This window comes from Citrobacter sp. Cpo091 (assembly GCF_030332645.1).
Taxonomy (GTDB): domain Bacteria; phylum Pseudomonadota; class Gammaproteobacteria; order Enterobacterales; family Enterobacteriaceae; genus Citrobacter; species Citrobacter portucalensis.
The window spans coordinates 305,877-325,488 of the sequence record NZ_JAOWHL010000034.1 but is presented as its reverse complement, the minus strand read 5'-3'; the positions used below and the strand labels follow the sequence as shown (position 1 = coordinate 325,488).

Below are 19,612 nucleotides of genomic sequence, written 5' to 3'. Positions count from 1 at the left end.
TTTAAGGAGCAATAATGAGTATTCCTTTCACCCGCTGGCCGGAAGAGTTTGCCCGCAGGTATCGTGAAAAAGGTTACTGGCAGGATTTGCCGCTGACCGACATTCTGACCCGTCACGCCGACAGCGACCATACGGCGGTAATTGATGGTGAACGCCATCTGAGCTATCGCCAGCTAAATCAGGCCGCTGACAACCTTGCCTGCAGTTTGCGTTGCCAGGGGATCAAACCCGGCGAAACCGCGCTGGTACAACTGGGCAATGTGGCTGAGCTGTATATCACCTTCTTTGCGCTGCTCAAGCTGGGCGTAGCTCCAGTGCTGGCGCTGTTCAGCCATCAGCGTAACGAACTCAACGCCTACGCCAAACAGATTGAGCCGGCACTGCTGATGGCCGATCGCCAGCATACGCTGTTTAGCGGCGACGATTTTCTTAACGCTTTTGTGGCCGAACACAATTCAGTGCGCGTGGTGTTACTGCGCAACGCTGAAGGTGAACACAATCTGCAAACGGCGATAAACCAGCCTGCGACAGATTTTTCCGCCACGCCATCGCCTGCTGATGAGGTGGCGTACTTCCAGCTTTCTGGCGGGACGACCGGGACGCCAAAGCTGATTCCTCGCACTCATAACGATTACTACTACAGCGTGCGTCGCAGCAATGAGATTTGCCGCTTCACCGGGGAAACTCGTTATTTATGCGCAATCCCGGCGGCGCATAACTACGCCATGAGTTCGCCAGGCGCGCTGGGCGTATTCCTGGCTGGCGGCACCGTGGTGCTGGCGGCTGACCCGAGTGCCACTCTGTGTTTCCCGCTGATTGAACAGCATCAGGTTAACGTCACAGCGCTGGTGCCACCTGCAGTGAGCCTGTGGTTGCAGGCGATTGCGGAGTGGGGCAGTAATGCGCAACTGGCTTCGCTGAAACTGCTTCAGGTCGGTGGCGCGAGACTTTCTGCCACGCTTGCGGCACGTATTCCAGCCGAGATTGGCTGCCAGTTGCAGCAGGTCTTCGGCATGGCGGAAGGGCTGGTGAACTATACCCGTCTGGACGACAGTCCTGAGCGCATCATCAATACCCAGGGTCGCCCGATGTGTCCCGATGATGAAGTCTGGGTAGCAGACGCTGACGGTAACCCTTTAGCCCAGGGAGAGACCGGACGCCTGATGACGCGTGGTCCGTACACCTTCCGCGGTTATTTCAAAAGTCCTGAGCATAATGCCAGCGCCTTTGACGCCAACGGCTTTTACTGTTCCGGCGATCTGATCGCTATCGATCCGGATGGTTACATCACCGTTCAGGGGCGTGAAAAGGATCAGATCAATCGCGGCGGGGAGAAGATCGCCGCTGAAGAGATTGAAAACTTGCTGCTGCGCCATCCAATGGTTATCCATGCCGCGCTGGTCAGTATGGAAGACGAACTGATGGGTGAGAAAAGCTGTGCCTGGCTGGTGGTGAAAGAGCCGCTGCGCGCGGTGCAGGTGCGCCGTTTTCTACGCGAACAGGGCATAGCGGAATTCAAATTACCCGATCGTGTTGAGTGCGTTGAGTCATTACCGCTGACTCCAGTGGGGAAGGTAGATAAAAAACAATTACGTCAGTGGCTGGCATCACGTTCACTGGCCTGAAGGAGAAATAGAAATGGCAATTCCTAAACTGCAGGCTTATGCGCTACCAACGGCGCTCGATGTTCCGGTGAACAAAGTCGACTGGGCATTTGACCCTGAACGCGCCGCGCTGCTGATCCACGACATGCAGGATTATTTTATCGGCTTTTGGGGCAATAACTGCCCGATGATGGAGCAGGTCGTCGCGAACATCGCCGCGCTGCGCCAGTACTGCAAAGAGCATAACATTCCGGTGTATTACACCGCTCAGCCGAAAGAACAGAGTGATGAAGACCGCGCTCTGCTCAATGATATGTGGGGACCGGGCCTGACGCGTTCCCCGGAACAACAAAAGATCGTTGAGGCGCTGGCGCCGGATGAAGCGGATACCATTCTGGTGAAATGGCGTTATAGCGCATTTCATCGTTCCCCGCTGGAACAGATGCTCAAGGAAACCGGGCGTAATCAACTGATCATTACCGGGGTGTATGCGCATATCGGCTGTATGACCACCGCAACGGACGCCTTCATGCGTGACATCAAGCCGTTTATGGTTGCCGATGCGCTGGCGGACTTTAGCCGTGACGAACACCTGATGTCGCTGAAATACGTGGCGGGACGTTCCGGGCGTGTGGTAATGACCCAGGAATTATTGCCGACACCGGTCCCGACCAGTAAAGATGCGTTGCGCAGCGTTATTCTGCCGTTGCTGGATGAGTCTGAAGAGCCGATGGATGACGAAAACCTGATCGACTACGGGCTGGATTCCGTGCGCATGATGGCGCTGGCGGCGCGCTGGCGTAAGGTTCATGGTGACATTGATTTCGTGATGCTGGCGAAAAAACCGACCATTGACGCTTGGTGGGCGCTGCTCTCCCGCGAGGTGAAGTAATGGCTGGATTTGATTTTGCCGGGAAAACCGTCTGGGTAACCGGCGCGGGTAAAGGGATTGGCTACACCACGGCGTTGGCATTTGCGAATGCTGGCGCTGAGGTGACAGGATTCGATCGCGAATTTCCTCAGGATAACTACCCGTTTGCGACCGAAGTGCTGGATGTGGCGAATGCCGGACAGGTAGCTGAAGTGTGCCAGCGCGTCCTCAAAGCGCGCGAGCGTTTAGATGTGTTGGTCAATGCCGCAGGTATTTTGCGTATGGGGGCCACCGATGCGCTGAGCGCAGAGGAGTGGCAGCAGACGTTTGCGGTTAACGTTGGTGGGGCGTTCAATCTGTTTCAGCAGACGATGGCGCAGTTTCGTCGCCAGCAGGGCGGGGCGATCGTGACCGTCGCGTCGGATGCGGCGCACACGCCGCGTATCGGCATGAGTGCTTACGGCGCGTCAAAAGCCGCGTTGAAAAGTCTGGCGCTGACCGTCGGACTTGAACTGGCGGGCAGCGGTGTGCGCTGTAATGTGGTGTCGCCAGGCTCGACCGACACCGATATGCAGCGCACGCTGTGGGTTAGCGATGACGCGGAGCAACAGCGCATTCGTGGATTTGGCGAGCAGTTTAAACTCGGGATTCCGCTGGGGAAAATCGCCCGGCCACAAGAGATCACTAACACTATTTTATTCCTCGCCTCTGATCTGGCCAGCCACATTACGTTACAGGATATCGTGGTGGACGGCGGTTCCACGCTGGGGGCATGACGATGATCTGGAAGCGTCATTTAACGCTGGATGAACTCAATGCCACCAGTCAGAACACGATGGTGGCGCATTTAGGCATGGTCTACACCCGGCTGGGTGATGATGTGCTGGAAGCCGAAATGCCGGTGGATAGCCGCACGCATCAGCCATTTGGCCTGCTGCACGGCGGCGCATCCGCGGCCCTGGCGGAAACGCTGGGTTCAATGGCGGGTTATCTGATGACCCGAGACGGGCAATGCGTAGTGGGGACGGAACTCAACGCCACGCATCATCGGGCGGTATCGCAAGGGAAAGTGCGCGGCGTTTGCCAGCCGCTGCACCTTGGGCGTCAAAATCAAAGCTGGGAAATCGTCATCTTTGATGAGCAGGGACGACGCTGTTGCACCTGTCGTTTAGGCACTGCAGTGATGGGGTGAGATCACCCGGCAAAGTAAAATGAAATTGCAGAGTTAACAGGTAAATGAAGTGATCTAGTTAACAATGCAATGTAAATACTCAGTGATACTTCGGGTTTGCATGGTTGTCAGGTTGTTAAATTCAGAAAAGATGTTATAGAAACAAAATGTAACATCTCTCTGGATCGGACAACGGATAACAACTATGAACAAATCAGGGAAGTACCTCGTCTGGACAGTGCTCTCCGTTATGGGAGCATTTGCCCTCGGCTATATCGCATTAAATCGTGGTGAACAGATCAACGCGTTGTGGATAGTCGTGGCGTCGGTCTGTGTCTACCTTATCGCTTACCGTTTCTACGGCCTGTACATCGCGAAAAATGTACTGGCGCTTGACCCGACGCGTATGACGCCAGCCGTGCGCCATAACGACGGTCTGGATTATGTTCCCACCGATAAAAAAGTGCTGTTTGGTCACCATTTTGCGGCAATTGCCGGAGCGGGTCCGTTAGTTGGACCGGTGCTGGCGGCGCAAATGGGCTATTTGCCGGGGATGATCTGGCTGCTCGCCGGGGTGGTACTGGCGGGTGCGGTGCAGGACTTCATGGTGCTGTTTGTTTCTACCCGTCGCGATGGTCGTTCCCTTGGCGAACTGGTGAAAGAAGAGATGGGCCCAACGGCGGGCGTTATTGCGCTGGTGGCCTGTTTTATGATCATGGTGATTATTCTCGCAGTACTGGCGATGATTGTCGTGAAAGCGCTGACCCACAGTCCGTGGGGAACCTACACCGTAGCGTTCACCATCCCGCTGGCGATCTTCATGGGAATTTATCTGCGCTATCTGCGCCCGGGCCGCATTGGTGAAGTGTCGGTCATCGGTCTGGTGTTCCTGGTGTTTGCCATTATTTCCGGCGGCTGGGTGGCTGAAAGCCCGACCTGGGCACCGTACTTTGACTTTACCGGCGTACAGCTGACGTGGATGCTGGTGGGCTACGGTTTTGTTGCCGCCGTCCTGCCGGTGTGGCTGCTGCTGGCCCCGCGTGATTACCTCTCTACCTTCCTGAAAATCGGCACCATCGTTGGCCTGGCGGTAGGGATTCTGATCATGCGTCCAACGCTGACCATGCCAGCGCTGACCAAGTTTGTTGACGGTACTGGCCCGGTCTGGACCGGTAACTTGTTCCCGTTCCTGTTTATTACCATTGCCTGTGGTGCGGTATCTGGCTTCCATGCGCTGATCTCCTCCGGCACCACGCCGAAGATGCTGGCTAATGAAGGGCAGGCCTGCTTTATCGGCTACGGCGGAATGCTGATGGAATCCTTTGTCGCCATTATGGCGCTGGTTTCCGCGTGCATCATCGATCCGGGCGTGTACTTTGCAATGAACAGCCCGATGGCGGTGCTGGCTCCTGCGGGCACGGTTGACGTAGTGGCTTCTGCGGCACAGGTAGTCAGCAGTTGGGGCTTTGCCATTACGCCAGACACCCTGCATCAAATCGCCAATGAAGTGGGTGAGCAATCCATCATCTCCCGCGCAGGTGGTGCGCCGACGCTGGCCGTCGGGATGGCGTACATTCTGCATGGCGCACTGGGCGGCATGATGGATGTGGCGTTCTGGTATCACTTCGCCATTCTTTTTGAAGCGTTGTTTATTCTGACGGCGGTAGATGCCGGTACACGCGCCGCGCGCTTTATGCTGCAGGACTTGCTGGGCGTGGTATCACCGAGCCTGAAACGTACCGATTCGCTGCCTGCAAACCTGCTGGCTACAGCGCTGTGCGTGCTGGCCTGGGGTTACTTCTTACACCAGGGCGTGGTGGATCCTCTGGGTGGTATTAATACCCTGTGGCCGCTGTTTGGTATCGCTAACCAGATGCTGGCCGGTATGGCGTTGATGCTCTGTGCTGTGGTGTTGTTCAAGATGAAACGCCAGCGCTACGCGTGGGTGGCACTGGTCCCAACCGCCTGGCTGCTGATTTGTACCCTGACCGCTGGCTGGCAGAAAGCGTTTAGCCCGGATGCGAAAATCGGCTTCCTGGCTATCGCCAACAAGTTCCAGGCGATGATCGACAGCGGTAACATTCCGGCGCAGTACACCCAGTCGCAGCTGACGCAACTGGTGTTTAACAACCGCCTGGATGCGGGTCTTACCATCTTCTTCATGGTCGTCGTTGTGGTGCTGGGTCTGTTCTCCATCAAAACTGCGCTGGCAGCATTGAAAGAGGACAAACCAACTTCGAAAGAGACACCGTACGAGCCGATGCCTGAGAATGTCGAAGAGATCGTGGCGCAGGCGAAAGGCGCGCACTAATATTCTCTTTACCAACGAGCCCTCTCCTGAACGGGGAGGGCGTTTGTACGACAGGGAAACACTATGTTTGAAACACTCGCCAAAGCCGGGAAGTATTTAGGTCAAACCGCCCGATTAATGATAGGTGTGCCGGATTACGACAATTATGTTGAACATATGCGCGTCACGCATCCGGACCAGACGCCAATGACCTACGAAGAATTTTTCCGCGAGCGCCAGGATGCGCGATATGGCGGGAAAGGTGGCGCGAAGTGCTGTTGATTTTTTTGCCGGATGGCGCTGACGCTTATCCGGCCTACAACATCGTATTGGCGTAATTTGTCGTCGTAGGCCTGATAAGGCGAAGCCGCCATCAGGCAACCCGCACCATAATCACACCGTAAACGACTCTACCTTTTCGAATGCTGCGCGCAGTGTCTCCGGCTTTAACGTTACCGGCAGGGCGTGAATGGACTCCACCGGGCGCAGAGTGTGCGCAATCACTTTGTCGATTTCGGCGCGGTTATTGATGTCCACTTCCAGTTGAGCTAATCGGGTTGGCAGGTTGAATCGCTGATAAGCGGTAATTAACTGCGCCAGCACGTCATCTTGTCCCAGCAGCGCGCTCTGCACCAGGATGCCGTACGCCACTTTGGTGCCGTGTAAAAACTTCTCGGTTTGTGGGAGGACGGTCAGGCCATTGTGAACAGAATGCGCCGCCGCCACGCGTGTGTAGCGCTCACCCAGACCACCAACCATGCCGCCTCCGGCAATAATCGCATCCACCACATCGCAAAATGTGCGGCTTAGCGTGCCTTGTTGTTTGTCTGCCAGCGCCTGCTCGCTGCTTTCCAGCAGGACGTCGCGGATGGTCTGCGCGGCTTGAATACCCAGACGTACTGTCAATGGCAGTGTTTCCGGCTGAGGTGCGAGCACGACGGCTTCATACCACTTTGCCAGCGTGTCGCCGATCCCCGCCAGTAGGTATTCTTCTGGCGCATTGAGAACGATCCCGGGTTCGACCAGCACGAGGAAGTTCGCGTCAGGGAAAATTTCGAAATGTAGTGCCTGGCCCGCATCGTTATACCAGACAGAGAGCGGCGTCCAGGCAGCGCAGGTCGCCGCGATAGTAGGAATACCGACAAACGGCAGTTCCAGACGACGGGCCAACGCTTTAGCGGTGTCGAGCAATGTACCGCCACCCACGCCAATCACCACACTGCGATCCTCTCCCGACTCTTTTGCCAGTTGGGCAACATCGGTTTCGCTGCAATGTCCCGTAAACAGCAGGCGTTTAGCCTCGGCAAGATGAAAAGCCTCTGGCAGGTAAGGGCGGGCCGCATCGATGGCGCGTTCACCATAAACCCACACGGCGCGTGAAAGTTGGTCGGCAGAGAAAAAATCGTTCAGTCTCGACAGGCTACCAGGATGGGAAAAATAGTTAGCTGGGCCGGTGACGACGCGAATTTCGGTATTACTCATGTTGTGTTGTCCTTTTGGCTGTCCTGTCCAGGCAGGTTATTTTTATATAGACGTCTGAACGTCTTGATTGCCAAATACTAGCATCGTGCTATAGTGGCTTCAACCACAACATCACACGCTGGGATAACAATAATGAGTAATAACCCGCTGATTCCGCAAAGCAAACTACCTAATCTGGGCACCACTATCTTCACGCAAATGAGTGCGCTGGCGCAGCAGCATCAGGCCATTAACCTCTCGCAAGGATTTCCTGATTTTGACGGTCCACTCTTTTTGCAAGAGCGTTTGGCGTATCACGTCGCGCATGGCGCAAACCAGTATGCGCCGATGACCGGCGTGCAGCCGCTGCGCGAAGCCATCGCGGATAAAACGGCAGACCTGTACGGCTATAAACCTGACGCGAATAGTGAGGTGACTATCACGGCGGGGGCAACGGAAGCATTGTATGCCGCGATCACTGCGCTGGTGCGCCCTGGTGATGAGGTGATTTGTTTCGACCCGAGCTACGACAGCTATGCGCCTGCGGTTGAATTATCCGGCGGTGTGGTTAAACGTATCGCCCTGCAACCACCAGCTTTTCGCGTCGACTGGCAGGCGTTTGGTGCCTTACTCAGCGACCGTACCCGATTGGTTATCCTGAACACGCCACATAATCCTTCTGCCACCGTGTGGCATCACGCCGATTTTGACGCGCTGTGGCAGGCGATTAAAGAACGCGAGATCTTTGTCATCAGCGACGAAGTTTATGAGCATATCTGTTTCGCCAAACAGGGGCATGCCAGCGTGCTGGCACATTCAGAGCTGCGGGAACGCGCTGTTGCTGTTTCATCGTTTGGTAAGACCTACCATATGACCGGCTGGAAGGTCGGATACTGCGTTGCGCCAGCCGCCATTAGCGCTGAGCTACGAAAAGTGCACCAGTATCTGACGTTTTCCGTCAACACGCCGGCTCAGCTCGCACTGGCGGATATGCTACGAGAAGATCCGGCACACTATCGCGAACTGCCCGCGTTTTATCAGAAAAAACGCGACGTGTTAGTGAACGCGCTGCGTGACAGCCGACTGGAAATTCTGCCGTGTGAAGGCACATACTTTTTACTGGTCGATTACAGCGCCGTTTCCTCGCTTAACGACGTGGAGTTTTGCCAGTGGCTGACCACTGAAGTGGGCGTTGCGGCAATTCCGCTGTCGGTGTTCTGCGCCGATCCTTTCCCGCATAAACTGATTCGCCTCTGTTTTGCCAAGCAAGAATCGACGCTGTTAGCGGCAGCCGAGCGTCTGGTTTCGTTGTAGCTATTTCACAGTCCAGGCTTTGGAGAATCGACGGTCAGCAAACAACGCTTGCAGGCCGTTGATTTGCTTCAGGCGTAACACCTCGTCGCTGTCCATACCAAGATCCTTGCCAATTCTTTCTTCACTCCAGCCCAGTTGCGATAGCTCGCGGACAATCTCGGACATGGCGTGGATTTGATGACGCCCGCGGGCGCGGTTGTGGCGAATGGTTGCCGCCATACGCTCATGGCGTTCGCGTTCTAAACAGGCAACCGGCAGATATCCTTTCAGCCTGGGCCTCAGTGAGGCTTTGGCTTTACCTAACTCGTGGCGGTGGAAACCGTCGACAATTTCGTATTCTTCAGCCGTTGAGTGAACCACTACAATGGGCTGCGTAAACCCGTCAGCTTCGAGGGACTTCAGCAGCAGCTTTTTCTCCGGTGGCGCAACGTTATTGGGGTTGTAGTCATTGGGTGAAATATGATCATTTTTAACCCAAAGTACGCAATCTACGGGCTCCTCGCGAAAGGGACTGACGCTGTGTATTGCCTTTCTGAATTCATTTATGGCTTCAATTCTCTCTGGTTCTGATAAACCAGAAAGAAAGCCGAGGAGTTCCTGAGTTAATCGCTGTTGCATAAGAGTCCCCATTCCTGGCGTTTTGTTTTCATGCGCTCATTGTAGCGTTGATAGTTTTTGGGTTTCGTTGGACTAAATGAGAGAGCCCGGCACCAATAGTCGTTATTCAGCAGGACCTTACAGATACGCCGCCATGACGGAATATCCACTGAACCAATATCTCTTTCCTGGGTTTGTGGGATATTCTCCATGCCTTTTTTCTTATACCACTGTAAATAGACGGCGATTTTATTGCGGTAATGTTCAGCGGTCGTTTCCGGCATACTCTTCAATAACAGCATGGCGTATTCCTGCCAGCTTAAATGTTCGGGTTTTAATATTTTGCGGTGACCGTAAAAATGGTTGTCCTGACCAGCATATATCCCGCCACTTTTTACCCCGCTGACGCGGGAGCACATCATTGCCCAGCGTTCAGGCTCAATAACATGGTAAAGCCACAGCCCCTGGCGTTGTTCTGGTCCAAAGGGTTCGCAGATACGCATGTATCGCGTGGGAACCCCCGCCTGATACATCAGGTTGTACAGGGAATTACACGGGAGCGTTGACTTCGCAAACCACGTCCAGATGTCAGCAGTTTTCCAGTCATAAATCGGATAAATATACCAGGTATGCCCGCCGGGGGCGCTGGTGGTCCAGGGTTTGTCATCGGCAAAACGCTGTTTTTTCGAGTTCGCAATGGCGACGAAACGATTATATGACTCATCGGCGCGGATCCCGACCATCATGGCGGCCGGTCGTTTCTGCGAAAACCATTCAGCGAACTCACGAACAAATTGCTCGAAAGTCATACCGGGTTGGTAGAAAGAGAAAAACTCGGGATCGGTAATGGCATCTGCAGGCGGTTGGCGAACCCATTGAGTACCCGGCTCCCAGCATTGCCATTCAGGCTGAAATTGTGACAGTGAATTTTGCGTCGTCAGCGGCAATGCAACCCAATAAAATTCTTCGATGACATCGGAATAATTCTCGCGTAGCGCCTGGACATAGTCGATAGTGCAGGAAAACTGAGCCTCCCAGTCGATAAATAAGACGTTTATTTTTTTCTGTAACTGACGGGCAATGGCGGCGGTCAGATGTAACATCAACCCCGAATCTTTACCTCCAGAGAAAGAAACGCAGACACGCGGTAGAGTCTCAAGCGTCCAGGTAATGCGTTCCTGTGCTGCTTGCAGAACATTTTTATCCAACGGTATTTTATAAACAGACATATCAAATCCATATCGAATTTTTATTATTTGCAGCCATAATAAATGTCCGTAATAAGATAGGCTTTTTCTTGCGACATGCAATATTTAAATATATTCATTATTTGCATGCTATTTTGTTATTGTATATTTTATATGAATTATAATGTGCTTTTAATCATGTTATCCTTAACTATCCAAGGATAGTTTGCTTATGTATTCTGCGAAGGCTTTGTTATTCAATGATGCCCGGTTATACATTATGAATAATTTTACTTTTGGTAATTCAAAATCGGTTTTAATTTCTTTAAATTTCAATGCTGGCTGATAAATTTCATAAATTTGTCTGGGGATTACACCAATAATATCCGTACTGGCGATAACGTTAGCAATCGAGAGTAAGGAGTCGCTACTAAAACCTACTTTATGGAATGCCATCGATTCGCTGGCACGGGAACGATAATCTTTAATACCCTGATCTTCAGAGGAAAAATATGTAAATTGCTCTTGTTGGATTTGTTCGAGTGTGCTCGTCTCATTTATTCTGGGATGGTTGCCACTGCACACTAAAACACAGTCAATGATCTTGAATTGAGTACATACGATAGAACGGTTGTGGACCGGCGTTGTTGTAATCACCAGATCGGCTTTACGATAGGCAAGGATGTTTTCGGCCGTTTCTGCTGACATTAATATATCATGATGCTCAATTTCAATATCTGAATTTTCTCTGAGGCTATTAATTAAAGATGTCACATTCAGGTTGGTTGTAATTTGTGGACTGTAGATGACGAATTTATTTTTCAGGCTGGAACCGTGCATGATATTGATGGTTTGTTCCAGATTATTGAGATTTTTTTCAAGGTGAAGATGAAGGTTTACCCCTGTGACCGTAGGCGTAATGCCTTTGCCTGAGCGAATAAACAAGGGGTCGTTAAACTGTGTACGCAGTCGCTGTAATGACTGGCTGACGGCTGAAGGGGTGATATACAGTGTTGCCGCAGCTTTACTGATGCTCAAATGTTGATAAATACATTCAAAAATTACCAACAGGTTAAGATCGAATTTTTTGAGGTCATAGAGGTTAGCCATGCATACCTTCCTGTGATGGTAATGTATAGGATAATTCAATTCTTGAATAATTTAAATTCTAATCATTCTTAGAATTTATGTTTATAGCTTAATGAATAATTAACTTAAACTAAAATAACACAAATTGCTTGATGGTTACGATAAAAATACATTTTAAAGAGTGATTGAAATGAGAACCATAACAATCACTCATTCTGTTACCTTTATTTATTTCCCATAATAATATTTAATTTATCTTTATCGGGTAATCCCACTTCCTGTTGTAACGTATCGTCTTTGCTCATGTAGTAGATCGCGGGCGTCACATTAGCACCTAAATCATCCATGAGTTTTTGGTTGATATTCAGTACTTTCATCTGTTCAGGATGGACTGAAGCCGGGATTTCCAGCTTCATTTTCCCGCCGGATGCTTCATAGTCATGCCAGGTTTTGGCCGGATCTTTGGATGCCAGGATCGCAGCAGCAGTTGCCGGGCTTTCGGGCTTGATCACGCCAACCAGCAGCGTACGCAGCTGAACTTTACCGGAATCTACCCATGGGCGCGCCTGCTGCCAAAACTGTTTGCAATAAGGACAGAAGGGATCGGCAAACACGTAAACGATGACCGGGGCTTCTTTTTTCCCGTCCAGAATCCACGACGCTTTTTCCATTCGCTGCCACATCTCACGTCCGGCAGGGGCATAGATCTCTTTTTCTATGAGCGCATTACTGAGGTTTTCTCCTTTTTCATTATACATGTAGCCGGAGATGGCATGTTTACCGTCAGGCGTGACATAGATAGTGACCCCCATGTCCTGGTATTTTCCCAGATAGCCTTTCATTCCACCCGGTGCGTCGAAGGGCTTCAGGATCGTAATTCCCTGTTTCTCAATGGCTTTAACAGGGGCAGGGAGCTCCTCTGCGTGCACGATAGCGGGGAGAAGAGTTAAGAGTAAGGTGCGTTTAAACATTGATTTTCCTTATAAAATCAGCAGGAAAGTGGGCTTAATTGCAAAACCTATCACAGCCATAGGTAAGATCGACGGTCTGTCGATTGCCCTTTCTTTAGTTGGGTGATGTAATCCCCATCGCTGTTACGACCTTTGTTAAGGTAATGTAGAGCGCAACACATAGCCAGCCCTGCTGGCACTGACGTTACCTGCGGGTAGCTCGGGTAATGAGGCTCCCTGCAAAGGGGGCCTTTTTTACTTTTATCTTTAGGTTCACAACATGAGTTTGAGTGGGTTGTTAGTTAACGCTTATTGATTTGATAAAGGAAACGCATTAGCCCTGCGAAGAGATTTTCGTTAACTTATCTCTCAACGAAAACACGGAGGAAGTACAGATGTCTTTGATTAATACCAAAATTAAACCTTTCAAAAACCAGGCGTTCAAAAACGGTGAGTTCATCGAAGTAACCGAGAAAGATACCGAAGGTCGCTGGAGCGTCTTCTTCTTCTACCCGGCTGACTTTACTTTCGTATGCCCGACCGAACTGGGTGACGTTGCAGACCATTACGAAGAACTGCAGAAACTGGGCGTAGATGTGTATTCCGTTTCTACCGACACCCACTTCACCCACAAAGCATGGCACAGCAGCTCTGAAACCATCGCGAAAATCAAATACGCGATGATCGGCGACCCGACTGGCGCCCTGACCCGTAACTTCGACAACATGCGTGAAGATGAAGGTCTGGCTGACCGCGCAACCTTCGTTGTTGACCCGCAGGGTATCATCCAGGCAATCGAAGTTACTGCTGAAGGTATCGGTCGTGATGCGTCTGACCTGCTGCGTAAAATCAAAGCAGCACAGTACGTCGCTTCCCACCCAGGTGAAGTTTGCCCGGCAAAATGGAAAGAAGGTGAAGCAACCTTAGCGCCATCTCTGGACCTGGTTGGTAAAATCTAAGTCGCATAGTTTGTAGGCCGGATAAACGTAGTGCATCCGGCATTCCACAGGCGCAAATTTGCGCCTGTTTCATTCCAGCACCATGACGCAAGTTGCATTAATGCAGTCCCGCAAAATCGGCTTGCATGATGATGTTTTCAGAGAGGGAAGAAGAATGCTCGACACAAATATGAAAACCCAGCTCAGGGCTTACCTTGAGAAACTGACCAAACCTGTTGAGCTGATTGCGACGCTGGACGACAGCGCTAAATCGGCAGAAATCAAGGAACTGCTGACTGAAATTGCTGAACTGTCAGAAAAAGTCACCTTCAAAGAAGACAATACTCTGGCGGTGCGTAAGCCATCGTTCCTGATTACCAATCCCGGTTCTCACCAGGGACCGCGTTTTGCCGGTTCTCCGCTGGGTCATGAGTTTACCTCTCTGGTGCTGGCGCTGTTGTGGACCGGTGGTCATCCGTCAAAAGAGGCGCAGACGTTGCTGGAGCAGATCCGCGATCTCGACGGTGATTTTGAGTTTGAAACCTATTATTCACTTTCCTGCCATAACTGCCCGGACGTGGTGCAGGCGCTGAACCTGATGGCGGTGCTGAACCCACGTATCAAACATACGGCGATTGACGGCGGTACTTTCCAGAACGAAATCACCGATCGTAACGTGATGGGCGTTCCGGCGGTATTTATGAACGGCAAAGAGTTCGGTCAGGGGCGTATGACGCTGACTGAGATCGTGGCGAAAGTGGATACTGGCGCAGAAAAACGTGCGGCTGAAGAGCTGAATAAGCGCGATGCTTATGACGTATTGATTGTCGGTTCTGGTCCTGCAGGTGCGGCGGCAGCGGTGTACTCTGCACGTAAAGGCATTCGCACCGGTCTGATGGGCGAACGTTTTGGCGGTCAGGTCCTTGATACTGTTGATATTGAAAACTATATCTCAGTACCGAAAACTGAAGGTCAGAAACTGGCAGGCGCGCTGAAAGCACACGTTGATGATTATGATGTCGATGTGATTGACAGCCAGAGCGCGAGCAAACTCATTCCAGCAGCGCAGGAAGGCGGTTTGCATCAGATTGAAACGGCCTCCGGCGCGGTGCTGAAAGCACGTAGCATTATCATCGCCACCGGCGCGAAATGGCGCAACATGAACGTTCCGGGTGAAGATCAGTATCGCACCAAAGGCGTAACCTACTGCCCGCACTGTGATGGCCCGCTGTTTAAAGGCAAGCGTGTTGCGGTGATTGGCGGCGGTAACTCCGGCGTTGAAGCGGCTATCGACCTGGCAGGTATTGTTGAACATGTGACGTTGCTGGAGTTTGCCCCTGAAATGAAGGCCGACCAGGTGCTGCAAAATAAGCTTCGCAGTCTGAAAAACGTCGACATCATTCTGAATGCGCAAACGACAGAAGTGAAAGGCGATGGCAGCAAAGTTACTGGTCTGGAGTATCGTGACCGTGTGAGCGGCGATGTTCACAATGTGGAACTGTCAGGTATCTTTGTTCAGATTGGTCTGCTGCCGAACACCAACTGGCTCGAAGGCGCCGTTGAACGTAACCGTATGGGTGAAATCATCATCGATGCCAAGTGCGAAACCAGCGTGAAAGGCGTTTTCGCTGCCGGTGACTGCACCACCGTACCGTATAAGCAGATTATCATCGCGACCGGTGAAGGCGCGAAGGCCTCGTTAAGTTCGTTTGATTATCTGATTCGCACGACAGTAGCATAAAAAAAGTAAGACTCACCTGCAATGCCAAAACCGCCAGTCATCCGCTGGCGGTTTTTTATTTCCATACACTTAAATTGTCAATTCTTGAAACAATAAACCGTTTAAAACATTCACTTAATTAGCCTGATCATTATTTTCATCAAAGAAAGAGAGGGCGTTATCTTTATTATATTAACCTGCATTATTTTTTCATTTGTTGTGTGAATAAATGGTTGGTTAATTCATGGGTGAAATATATGAAACCCTGACGATCTTTGAATCGACAGGGTTATTGTTACGTGATTTTTTTATCTCTCACGATAGTTACACGCTGAAAGCGGCTTATTCAGCTTTAGATACAAATGCCTCAACGCTAACAGAGCAGGAGTGGCTGGAGGCGGAGTACGACTTCAATGCACTATTTGTTGGGCCGCAGACGCTAAAAGCCCCGCCGTTCGCTTCGGTATACCTTGAAGAAGATGCCCTCGTAATGGGTAAATCAACCTTAAGCATTCGGGAATTCATGGCAAATATAGGTCTATCTATAAACCATGTAAATAATATCCCAGATGATCATATTTCCTGCGTATTGGAATTAGCAGTTTTATTATCGGCAAATGCCAGGATATCAGCAGAATACCAGATCGTTATGACTCGATATGTAATTGAGTATATAGCGATGTGGGTGCCCGCGTATATAGAAAAAATACATATAAATGCACAAACCGTTACGTTGAAAAACGTCGCGGAAAGGTTGTCTTTTTGGCTTGATGAATTAAACACGAGAGTATCAATATGAGTAATGAACCGGGAGTTCTGAACAGACGTTCATTTTTGAAAGGGTTGATTGCCCTTGGAACGGTGGCTGCCCTGCCAGGGGGATTGCTGACTTCACGCTGTGCATTGGCGCAACCGCCAATTCCGTTTAATCCCAAAACCTACAAAATCTATCGTAACGCCTGTCCACGTAACTGCTATGACACTTGTAGCCTGAAAACCTGGGTGAAGGATGACGTCATCACCTTTGTGGAAGGCGCGCCTGAATCAACGTTTACGCATGGAACTCCGTGTGTGAAGGGATTGAGCTATCCACGTAGGGTATACAGCCCGGACCGCATTAAATATCCGATGGTTCAGGATGTTCGCGGCAGCGGTAACTGGCGTCGTATCTCCTGGGATGAAGCAATGCAGCGCATTGCGACCAAGATGCTGGAGATTAAAAAGAAAGATGGTTCAATGTTGGGTCTGGCGCTGACCAAGTACTCAGGCAAATTTGGTGTATTGAACTATGCCGTTGAAGGGATGATGTCTTCACTGGGTTACACCACCCGTTTTGCCGGAACACCTTGCTGGCCAGCCGGTATCGACGCGCAAAACTACGACATGGGCGACATGTGGTGTAACGACCCGGAAGATATGGTGAAAGCCAAATACATTATTATTTGGGGCGCTAACCCGGCCTGGTGCTCTATGCACACCATGAAGTACATCTATCAGGCGCGGGAAAAAGGCGCAAAAGTGGTCGTTATCGATCCACTGTTAACCCAAACCGCTGCGAAAGCCGATCTCTATTTACGCGTTCGCCCAGGATCAGATGGCGCTCTGGCGCTGGGCATGGCACGCCACCTGGTGGACAAAGGATTGGTTGATCAGGATTTCGTTAACAACTATTCCCATGGTTATGCTGAATTTGAAGAGTATTTGCGTAATAACGTTACCGTAGAGTGGGCATCTGAGATTTGCGGGCTGTCGGCGGATGTTATTCGCCAGTTGGCGGAAGAATTTACCGCGGTTAACCCTGCTACTGTGTGGATTGGCTACGGCATGCAGCGCCATGTCAACGGCGGCGCTAACGTACGGGCGATCGATGCCTTTGTGGCAATGACCGGCAATATTGGCATTGAGGGCGGTGGCGCTCGCTACGGTCATTTGCATACCTGGGGCTTTAACTACAATGCCATGTTGCAGAAGCCACCGGTAGGCTCCATTGGGATGCCGGGGGCGGCGGGCACAACCAGCGAGTTTGGTTCTGCGGGGGAAGTCGCACAGTATTCCGATCGCTCGTTGAATATCAACCAGACCGCAAAGGGAATTCTGGAAGCCAATGAGCCGCCTGTCCGAATGCTTTGGGTTGCCTGTAAGAACCCGTTTGCTCAGGATTTTGATCGCAGCAAGATGGAAAAAGCATTCGAAAAACTGGAAATGGTGGTGTGCGCCGACCAATTCTTTAACGAGACCGTCCAGCATGCCGATATCGTTTTGCCTGTCACCACAGCCTTTGAAGAGTGGAACGTAGACGCCTCATATTGGCACTACTGGCTCTCAATCAACCAGCCTGCAATTAAGCCAATGTATGAGGCAAAATGCGATCTGGAAATCGCCGTTTTACTTTCCCGCACAATCAACAAGCTGGAGCCGGGTTCTTGCACATTCCCGCAGGAGTTCGATCATAAGCGCTGGCTGGACCAGGAGTTCAATGACGGAATGGCCAAAATGTTTGGTATCTCCTCCTGGGATGATTTACTGGAAGGGCCGAAAAAAGCCATTCTGCCAAGTTCTGCGGCCTGGTATGACCGTAAGTTTAAAACGCCCTCTGGAAAGTTTGAGTTCAAATCTGAGCTGTGTGAGAAAAATGGTCATACGGCGCTGCCGGAATACAAACCGGAGGCAAAAAGCACGTTGCCATTCCACCTGTTTACGCCGCATGTCCAGTTCGGTATCCATTCCCAATTCATCAACCTTGACTGGATGCAGGTCTTCTATCCTGAACCGTTTGTTTATATGCACCCGGTTTCCGCCGGGAAAAGAGGCATCGCTGAAAATGACCTGGTGAAAGTGTTTAACACCGCAGGTGAGGTGGAGTTACGTGCGAAGGTAACCGCTAACGTTCCGGAGGATTTCCTGGTGATGTACGAGGCTTGGTTCCCGAAACGGAAATACAACGTTCAAAACGTAGTGGCGGATACTCCAGCCGATATGGGCTTGATGAAAACTGGTGCGCCAGGTGCGGCCATCCATAGTCAGTTTGCGGACATCATTTTGATCGATAAAGGAGCAGCGGCATGAGGCGCGCGTTTTTAGTTAATAGCGATAAGTGTATCGGCTGCCGTGGCTGTGCGATGGCGTGTAAGAGTTTTAACCAGCTGGAGCCAGAACGTTTCTGGCGCTACGTCTACCCGCTGGATAAAGAAATTTATCCGCATGAAGAGCGAGCGTTCTACTCGCTGGCCTGTAACCACTGCGAAAATCCGGCCTGCCTGGCGGCTTGTCCGGTAGAGGCGTACACCAAACGTGAGGATGGCGTTGTAGTGCATAACCCGGAACGTTGTATCGGATGCAAAAACTGTATTCGCAACTGTCCATACGGTGCGCCGCGCTTTAATGAAGAGACGAAAAAAGCAGAAAAATGCAGCATGTGCTATGAGCGTCTTGATGTTGGCATGCAGCCGGCGTGCGTGAATGCCTGTCCGGTAGGTGCGCTGACGCTTATCGATCTGGATGCCGATCCTATACCTGATAATGCGGTGCAGTATCCGCCGGGATTCCCGCGTATGCCGCAGCTTAATCCTGGCACGCGTTTTATCCTTGCGCGTCAACCAAAGCAGCCGGAGGCCAAGTAATGGAAAAGTATGAACTTCCTCTGGTCATTTTTACCGTATTAAGCCAAATGTCGGTTGGGATCACGCTCATTCTGACGCTGCGTGTGCTGCAAGGAAAACTGGAGAGCAAGCGCCTGTACTGGCTGGTAAGTGGACTGGTTCTGGCGGCGGCGTCCGTGGCGGCGATATTACACCTTGCGCATCCGGATCGCGCCTACGATGCCTTGATCAACCTGCAGCACGCCTGGCTGAGCCGAGAGATTCTGGGCGCCACTTTATACGGTGCAGCTGTCGGGGTGACGTTTTTGGCAAAAGGGCACAAAGCACCAGCTGTTCTGGCCTCTGTTCTCGGTATCGCACTGGTGGCGGTACAGGGGATGACCTATGCCGCCCCGGCAATGGTGGCGATTGCCAACGGTCTGACAATGCTGTTGTTCTTCATCACGGTGTGGGTGATGGGGTGTGCTGCGATTCCACTGCTTAACCTCGCACCTGCCGTTGCTGCATTGCGCCAGGGGATTGTCGTGTGTATGGCAGTCATGATCGCCGCACCCATTATCTGGCTAAGCGGTGGCACCATCATGCAGATGACGGCGCATGCCTGGCTGACGTCGCCACTTTATCTGGCGAGTCTGGTGTGTCTGGCGGTGGCCTTTGTGCTTAGCCGTCAGGGCGAGCGTCGCGCAAAAGCGCTTTTCGCCCTGCTGTTTGTTGGCATATTCCTGAGCCGTCTGACGTTTTTTGGCGATACGATCAGCTCCATCGTGAATATCGGTCATTTGTATTAATCGTGAGGTAATAAAAACCCCTGTCAGGCGTTA

The 19,612-nt window shown here is 51.5% G+C and carries 18 protein-coding genes; 13 read left to right on the top strand and 5 right to left on the bottom strand.

Annotation, left to right across the window (positions count from 1 at the left end; all coding sequences use genetic code 11):
* The first annotated feature begins 14 nt into the window (after positions 1-14).
* From entE to OGY04_RS12215, 6 genes are all read left to right on the top strand, one after another.
* A complete protein-coding gene (gene entE, locus OGY04_RS12240; RefSeq protein WP_286585333.1) occupies positions 15-1,625 on the top strand; it encodes a (2,3-dihydroxybenzoyl)adenylate synthase EntE in 1,611 nt (536 codons plus the stop codon).
* Between the two features lie 13 nt (positions 1,626-1,638).
* Positions 1,639-2,496 carry an isochorismatase gene (locus OGY04_RS12235; protein WP_048226136.1) on the top strand — a complete coding sequence of 286 codons (858 nt, stop codon included), beginning with the start codon at positions 1,639-1,641 and terminating at the stop codon, positions 2,494-2,496.
* Positions 2,496-3,251 carry a 2,3-dihydro-2,3-dihydroxybenzoate dehydrogenase EntA gene (entA, locus tag OGY04_RS12230; RefSeq protein ID WP_137377145.1) on the top strand — a complete coding sequence of 252 codons (756 nt, stop codon included), beginning with the start codon at positions 2,496-2,498 and terminating at the stop codon, positions 3,249-3,251. Before OGY04_RS12235 ends, entA begins: the two co-directional genes overlap by 1 nt.
* Before the next feature lie 2 nt (positions 3,252-3,253).
* Positions 3,254-3,667, top strand: a complete 414-nt coding sequence (gene entH / locus OGY04_RS12225) for a proofreading thioesterase EntH (RefSeq protein WP_003022055.1) — start codon at positions 3,254-3,256, stop codon at positions 3,665-3,667.
* A 184-nt stretch (positions 3,668-3,851) separates the two neighbouring features.
* Positions 3,852-5,957 carry a pyruvate/proton symporter CstA gene (gene cstA / locus OGY04_RS12220; protein ID WP_008784063.1) on the top strand — a complete coding sequence of 702 codons (2,106 nt, stop codon included), beginning with the start codon at positions 3,852-3,854 and terminating at the stop codon, positions 5,955-5,957.
* A 63-nt stretch (positions 5,958-6,020) separates the two neighbouring features.
* Positions 6,021-6,218, top strand: a complete 198-nt coding sequence (locus OGY04_RS12215) for a YbdD/YjiX family protein (protein WP_003022064.1) — start codon at positions 6,021-6,023, stop codon at positions 6,216-6,218.
* Positions 6,219-6,329: 111 nt separating this feature from the next.
* Here OGY04_RS12215 and OGY04_RS12210 read toward each other — a convergent pair whose 3' ends face one another.
* A complete protein-coding gene (locus OGY04_RS12210; RefSeq protein WP_286585332.1) occupies positions 6,330-7,418 on the bottom strand; it encodes an oxidoreductase in 1,089 nt (362 codons plus the stop codon).
* A gap of 132 nt (positions 7,419-7,550) precedes the next feature.
* On the opposite strand from OGY04_RS12210, the gene OGY04_RS12205 reads away from it, so the two are divergent.
* Positions 7,551-8,711, top strand: coding sequence for a pyridoxal phosphate-dependent aminotransferase (locus OGY04_RS12205; RefSeq protein WP_128611424.1), 1,161 nt, complete (start codon positions 7,551-7,553; stop codon positions 8,709-8,711).
* On the opposite strand, the gene OGY04_RS12200 is transcribed toward OGY04_RS12205, so the two are convergent.
* From OGY04_RS12200 to dsbG, 4 genes are all read right to left on the bottom strand, one after another.
* A complete protein-coding gene (locus OGY04_RS12200; RefSeq protein WP_032942666.1) occupies positions 8,712-9,329 on the bottom strand; it encodes an IbrB-like domain-containing protein in 618 nt (205 codons plus the stop codon).
* On the bottom strand, positions 9,314-10,537 hold the full coding sequence (locus OGY04_RS12195; RefSeq protein WP_286585331.1) for a phosphoadenosine phosphosulfate reductase: 1,224 nt from the start codon (positions 10,535-10,537) through the stop codon (positions 9,314-9,316). The genes OGY04_RS12200 and OGY04_RS12195 overlap by 16 nt, the downstream gene beginning before the upstream one ends.
* A 165-nt stretch (positions 10,538-10,702) precedes the next feature.
* Positions 10,703-11,605 (bottom strand): DNA-binding transcriptional repressor CitR, encoded by a 903-nt coding sequence (citR, locus tag OGY04_RS12190; protein ID WP_048235900.1) that lies wholly within the window; start codon positions 11,603-11,605, stop codon positions 10,703-10,705.
* A gap of 203 nt (positions 11,606-11,808) precedes the next feature.
* Positions 11,809-12,555, bottom strand: coding sequence for a thiol:disulfide interchange protein DsbG (gene dsbG / locus OGY04_RS12185; protein WP_048235899.1), 747 nt, complete (start codon positions 12,553-12,555; stop codon positions 11,809-11,811).
* 374 nt (positions 12,556-12,929) lie between these two features.
* Here dsbG and ahpC point away from each other — a divergent pair, with 374 nt between their 5' ends.
* The 6 genes from ahpC to OGY04_RS12155 all read left to right on the top strand — a co-directional run bounded on the left by ahpC (position 12,930) and on the right by OGY04_RS12155 (position 19,579).
* On the top strand, positions 12,930-13,493 hold the full coding sequence (gene ahpC, locus OGY04_RS12180; RefSeq protein WP_002894394.1) for an alkyl hydroperoxide reductase subunit C: 564 nt from the start codon (positions 12,930-12,932) through the stop codon (positions 13,491-13,493).
* 154 nt (positions 13,494-13,647) lie between these two features.
* Positions 13,648-15,213 carry an alkyl hydroperoxide reductase subunit F gene (ahpF, locus tag OGY04_RS12175; RefSeq protein ID WP_286585330.1) on the top strand — a complete coding sequence of 522 codons (1,566 nt, stop codon included), beginning with the start codon at positions 13,648-13,650 and terminating at the stop codon, positions 15,211-15,213.
* Between the two features lie 223 nt (positions 15,214-15,436).
* Positions 15,437-15,991, top strand: coding sequence for a TorD/DmsD family molecular chaperone (locus tag OGY04_RS12170; RefSeq protein WP_128611427.1), 555 nt, complete (start codon positions 15,437-15,439; stop codon positions 15,989-15,991).
* Positions 15,988-18,258 (top strand): molybdopterin-dependent oxidoreductase, encoded by a 2,271-nt coding sequence (locus OGY04_RS12165; RefSeq protein ID WP_048235898.1) that lies wholly within the window; start codon positions 15,988-15,990, stop codon positions 18,256-18,258. The genes OGY04_RS12170 and OGY04_RS12165 overlap by 4 nt, the downstream gene beginning before the upstream one ends.
* Positions 18,255-18,812 (top strand): 4Fe-4S dicluster domain-containing protein, encoded by a 558-nt coding sequence (locus OGY04_RS12160; protein WP_008784074.1) that lies wholly within the window; start codon positions 18,255-18,257, stop codon positions 18,810-18,812. The genes OGY04_RS12165 and OGY04_RS12160 overlap by 4 nt, the downstream gene beginning before the upstream one ends.
* Positions 18,812-19,579, top strand: coding sequence for a dimethyl sulfoxide reductase anchor subunit family protein (locus OGY04_RS12155; RefSeq protein ID WP_071445768.1), 768 nt, complete (start codon positions 18,812-18,814; stop codon positions 19,577-19,579). The genes OGY04_RS12160 and OGY04_RS12155 overlap by 1 nt, the downstream gene beginning before the upstream one ends.
* Positions 19,580-19,612 lie beyond the last annotated feature (33 nt).

Coding starts and splice junctions, on each gene's coding strand:
- citR (WP_048235900.1), bottom strand. CDS start 11,605: ATGGCTAACCTCTATGACCTCAAAAAATTCGATCTTAACCTGTTGGTA.
- entA (WP_137377145.1), top strand. CDS start 2,496: ATGGCTGGATTTGATTTTGCCGGGAAAACCGTCTGGGTAACCGGCGCG.
- dsbG (WP_048235899.1), bottom strand. CDS start 12,555: ATGTTTAAACGCACCTTACTCTTAACTCTTCTCCCCGCTATCGTGCAC.
- OGY04_RS12215 (WP_003022064.1), top strand. CDS start 6,021: ATGTTTGAAACACTCGCCAAAGCCGGGAAGTATTTAGGTCAAACCGCC.
- ahpF (WP_286585330.1), top strand. CDS start 13,648: ATGCTCGACACAAATATGAAAACCCAGCTCAGGGCTTACCTTGAGAAA.
- OGY04_RS12200 (WP_032942666.1), bottom strand. CDS start 9,329: ATGCAACAGCGATTAACTCAGGAACTCCTCGGCTTTCTTTCTGGTTTA.
- OGY04_RS12155 (WP_071445768.1), top strand. CDS start 18,812: ATGGAAAAGTATGAACTTCCTCTGGTCATTTTTACCGTATTAAGCCAA.
- OGY04_RS12195 (WP_286585331.1), bottom strand. CDS start 10,537: ATGTCTGTTTATAAAATACCGTTGGATAAAAATGTTCTGCAAGCAGCA.
- OGY04_RS12205 (WP_128611424.1), top strand. CDS start 7,551: ATGAGTAATAACCCGCTGATTCCGCAAAGCAAACTACCTAATCTGGGC.
- OGY04_RS12235 (WP_048226136.1), top strand. CDS start 1,639: ATGGCAATTCCTAAACTGCAGGCTTATGCGCTACCAACGGCGCTCGAT.
- entE (WP_286585333.1), top strand. CDS start 15: ATGAGTATTCCTTTCACCCGCTGGCCGGAAGAGTTTGCCCGCAGGTAT.
- cstA (WP_008784063.1), top strand. CDS start 3,852: ATGAACAAATCAGGGAAGTACCTCGTCTGGACAGTGCTCTCCGTTATG.
- OGY04_RS12165 (WP_048235898.1), top strand. CDS start 15,988: ATGAGTAATGAACCGGGAGTTCTGAACAGACGTTCATTTTTGAAAGGG.
- ahpC (WP_002894394.1), top strand. CDS start 12,930: ATGTCTTTGATTAATACCAAAATTAAACCTTTCAAAAACCAGGCGTTC.
- OGY04_RS12160 (WP_008784074.1), top strand. CDS start 18,255: ATGAGGCGCGCGTTTTTAGTTAATAGCGATAAGTGTATCGGCTGCCGT.
- OGY04_RS12170 (WP_128611427.1), top strand. CDS start 15,437: ATGGGTGAAATATATGAAACCCTGACGATCTTTGAATCGACAGGGTTA.
- OGY04_RS12210 (WP_286585332.1), bottom strand. CDS start 7,418: ATGAGTAATACCGAAATTCGCGTCGTCACCGGCCCAGCTAACTATTTT.
- entH (WP_003022055.1), top strand. CDS start 3,254: ATGATCTGGAAGCGTCATTTAACGCTGGATGAACTCAATGCCACCAGT.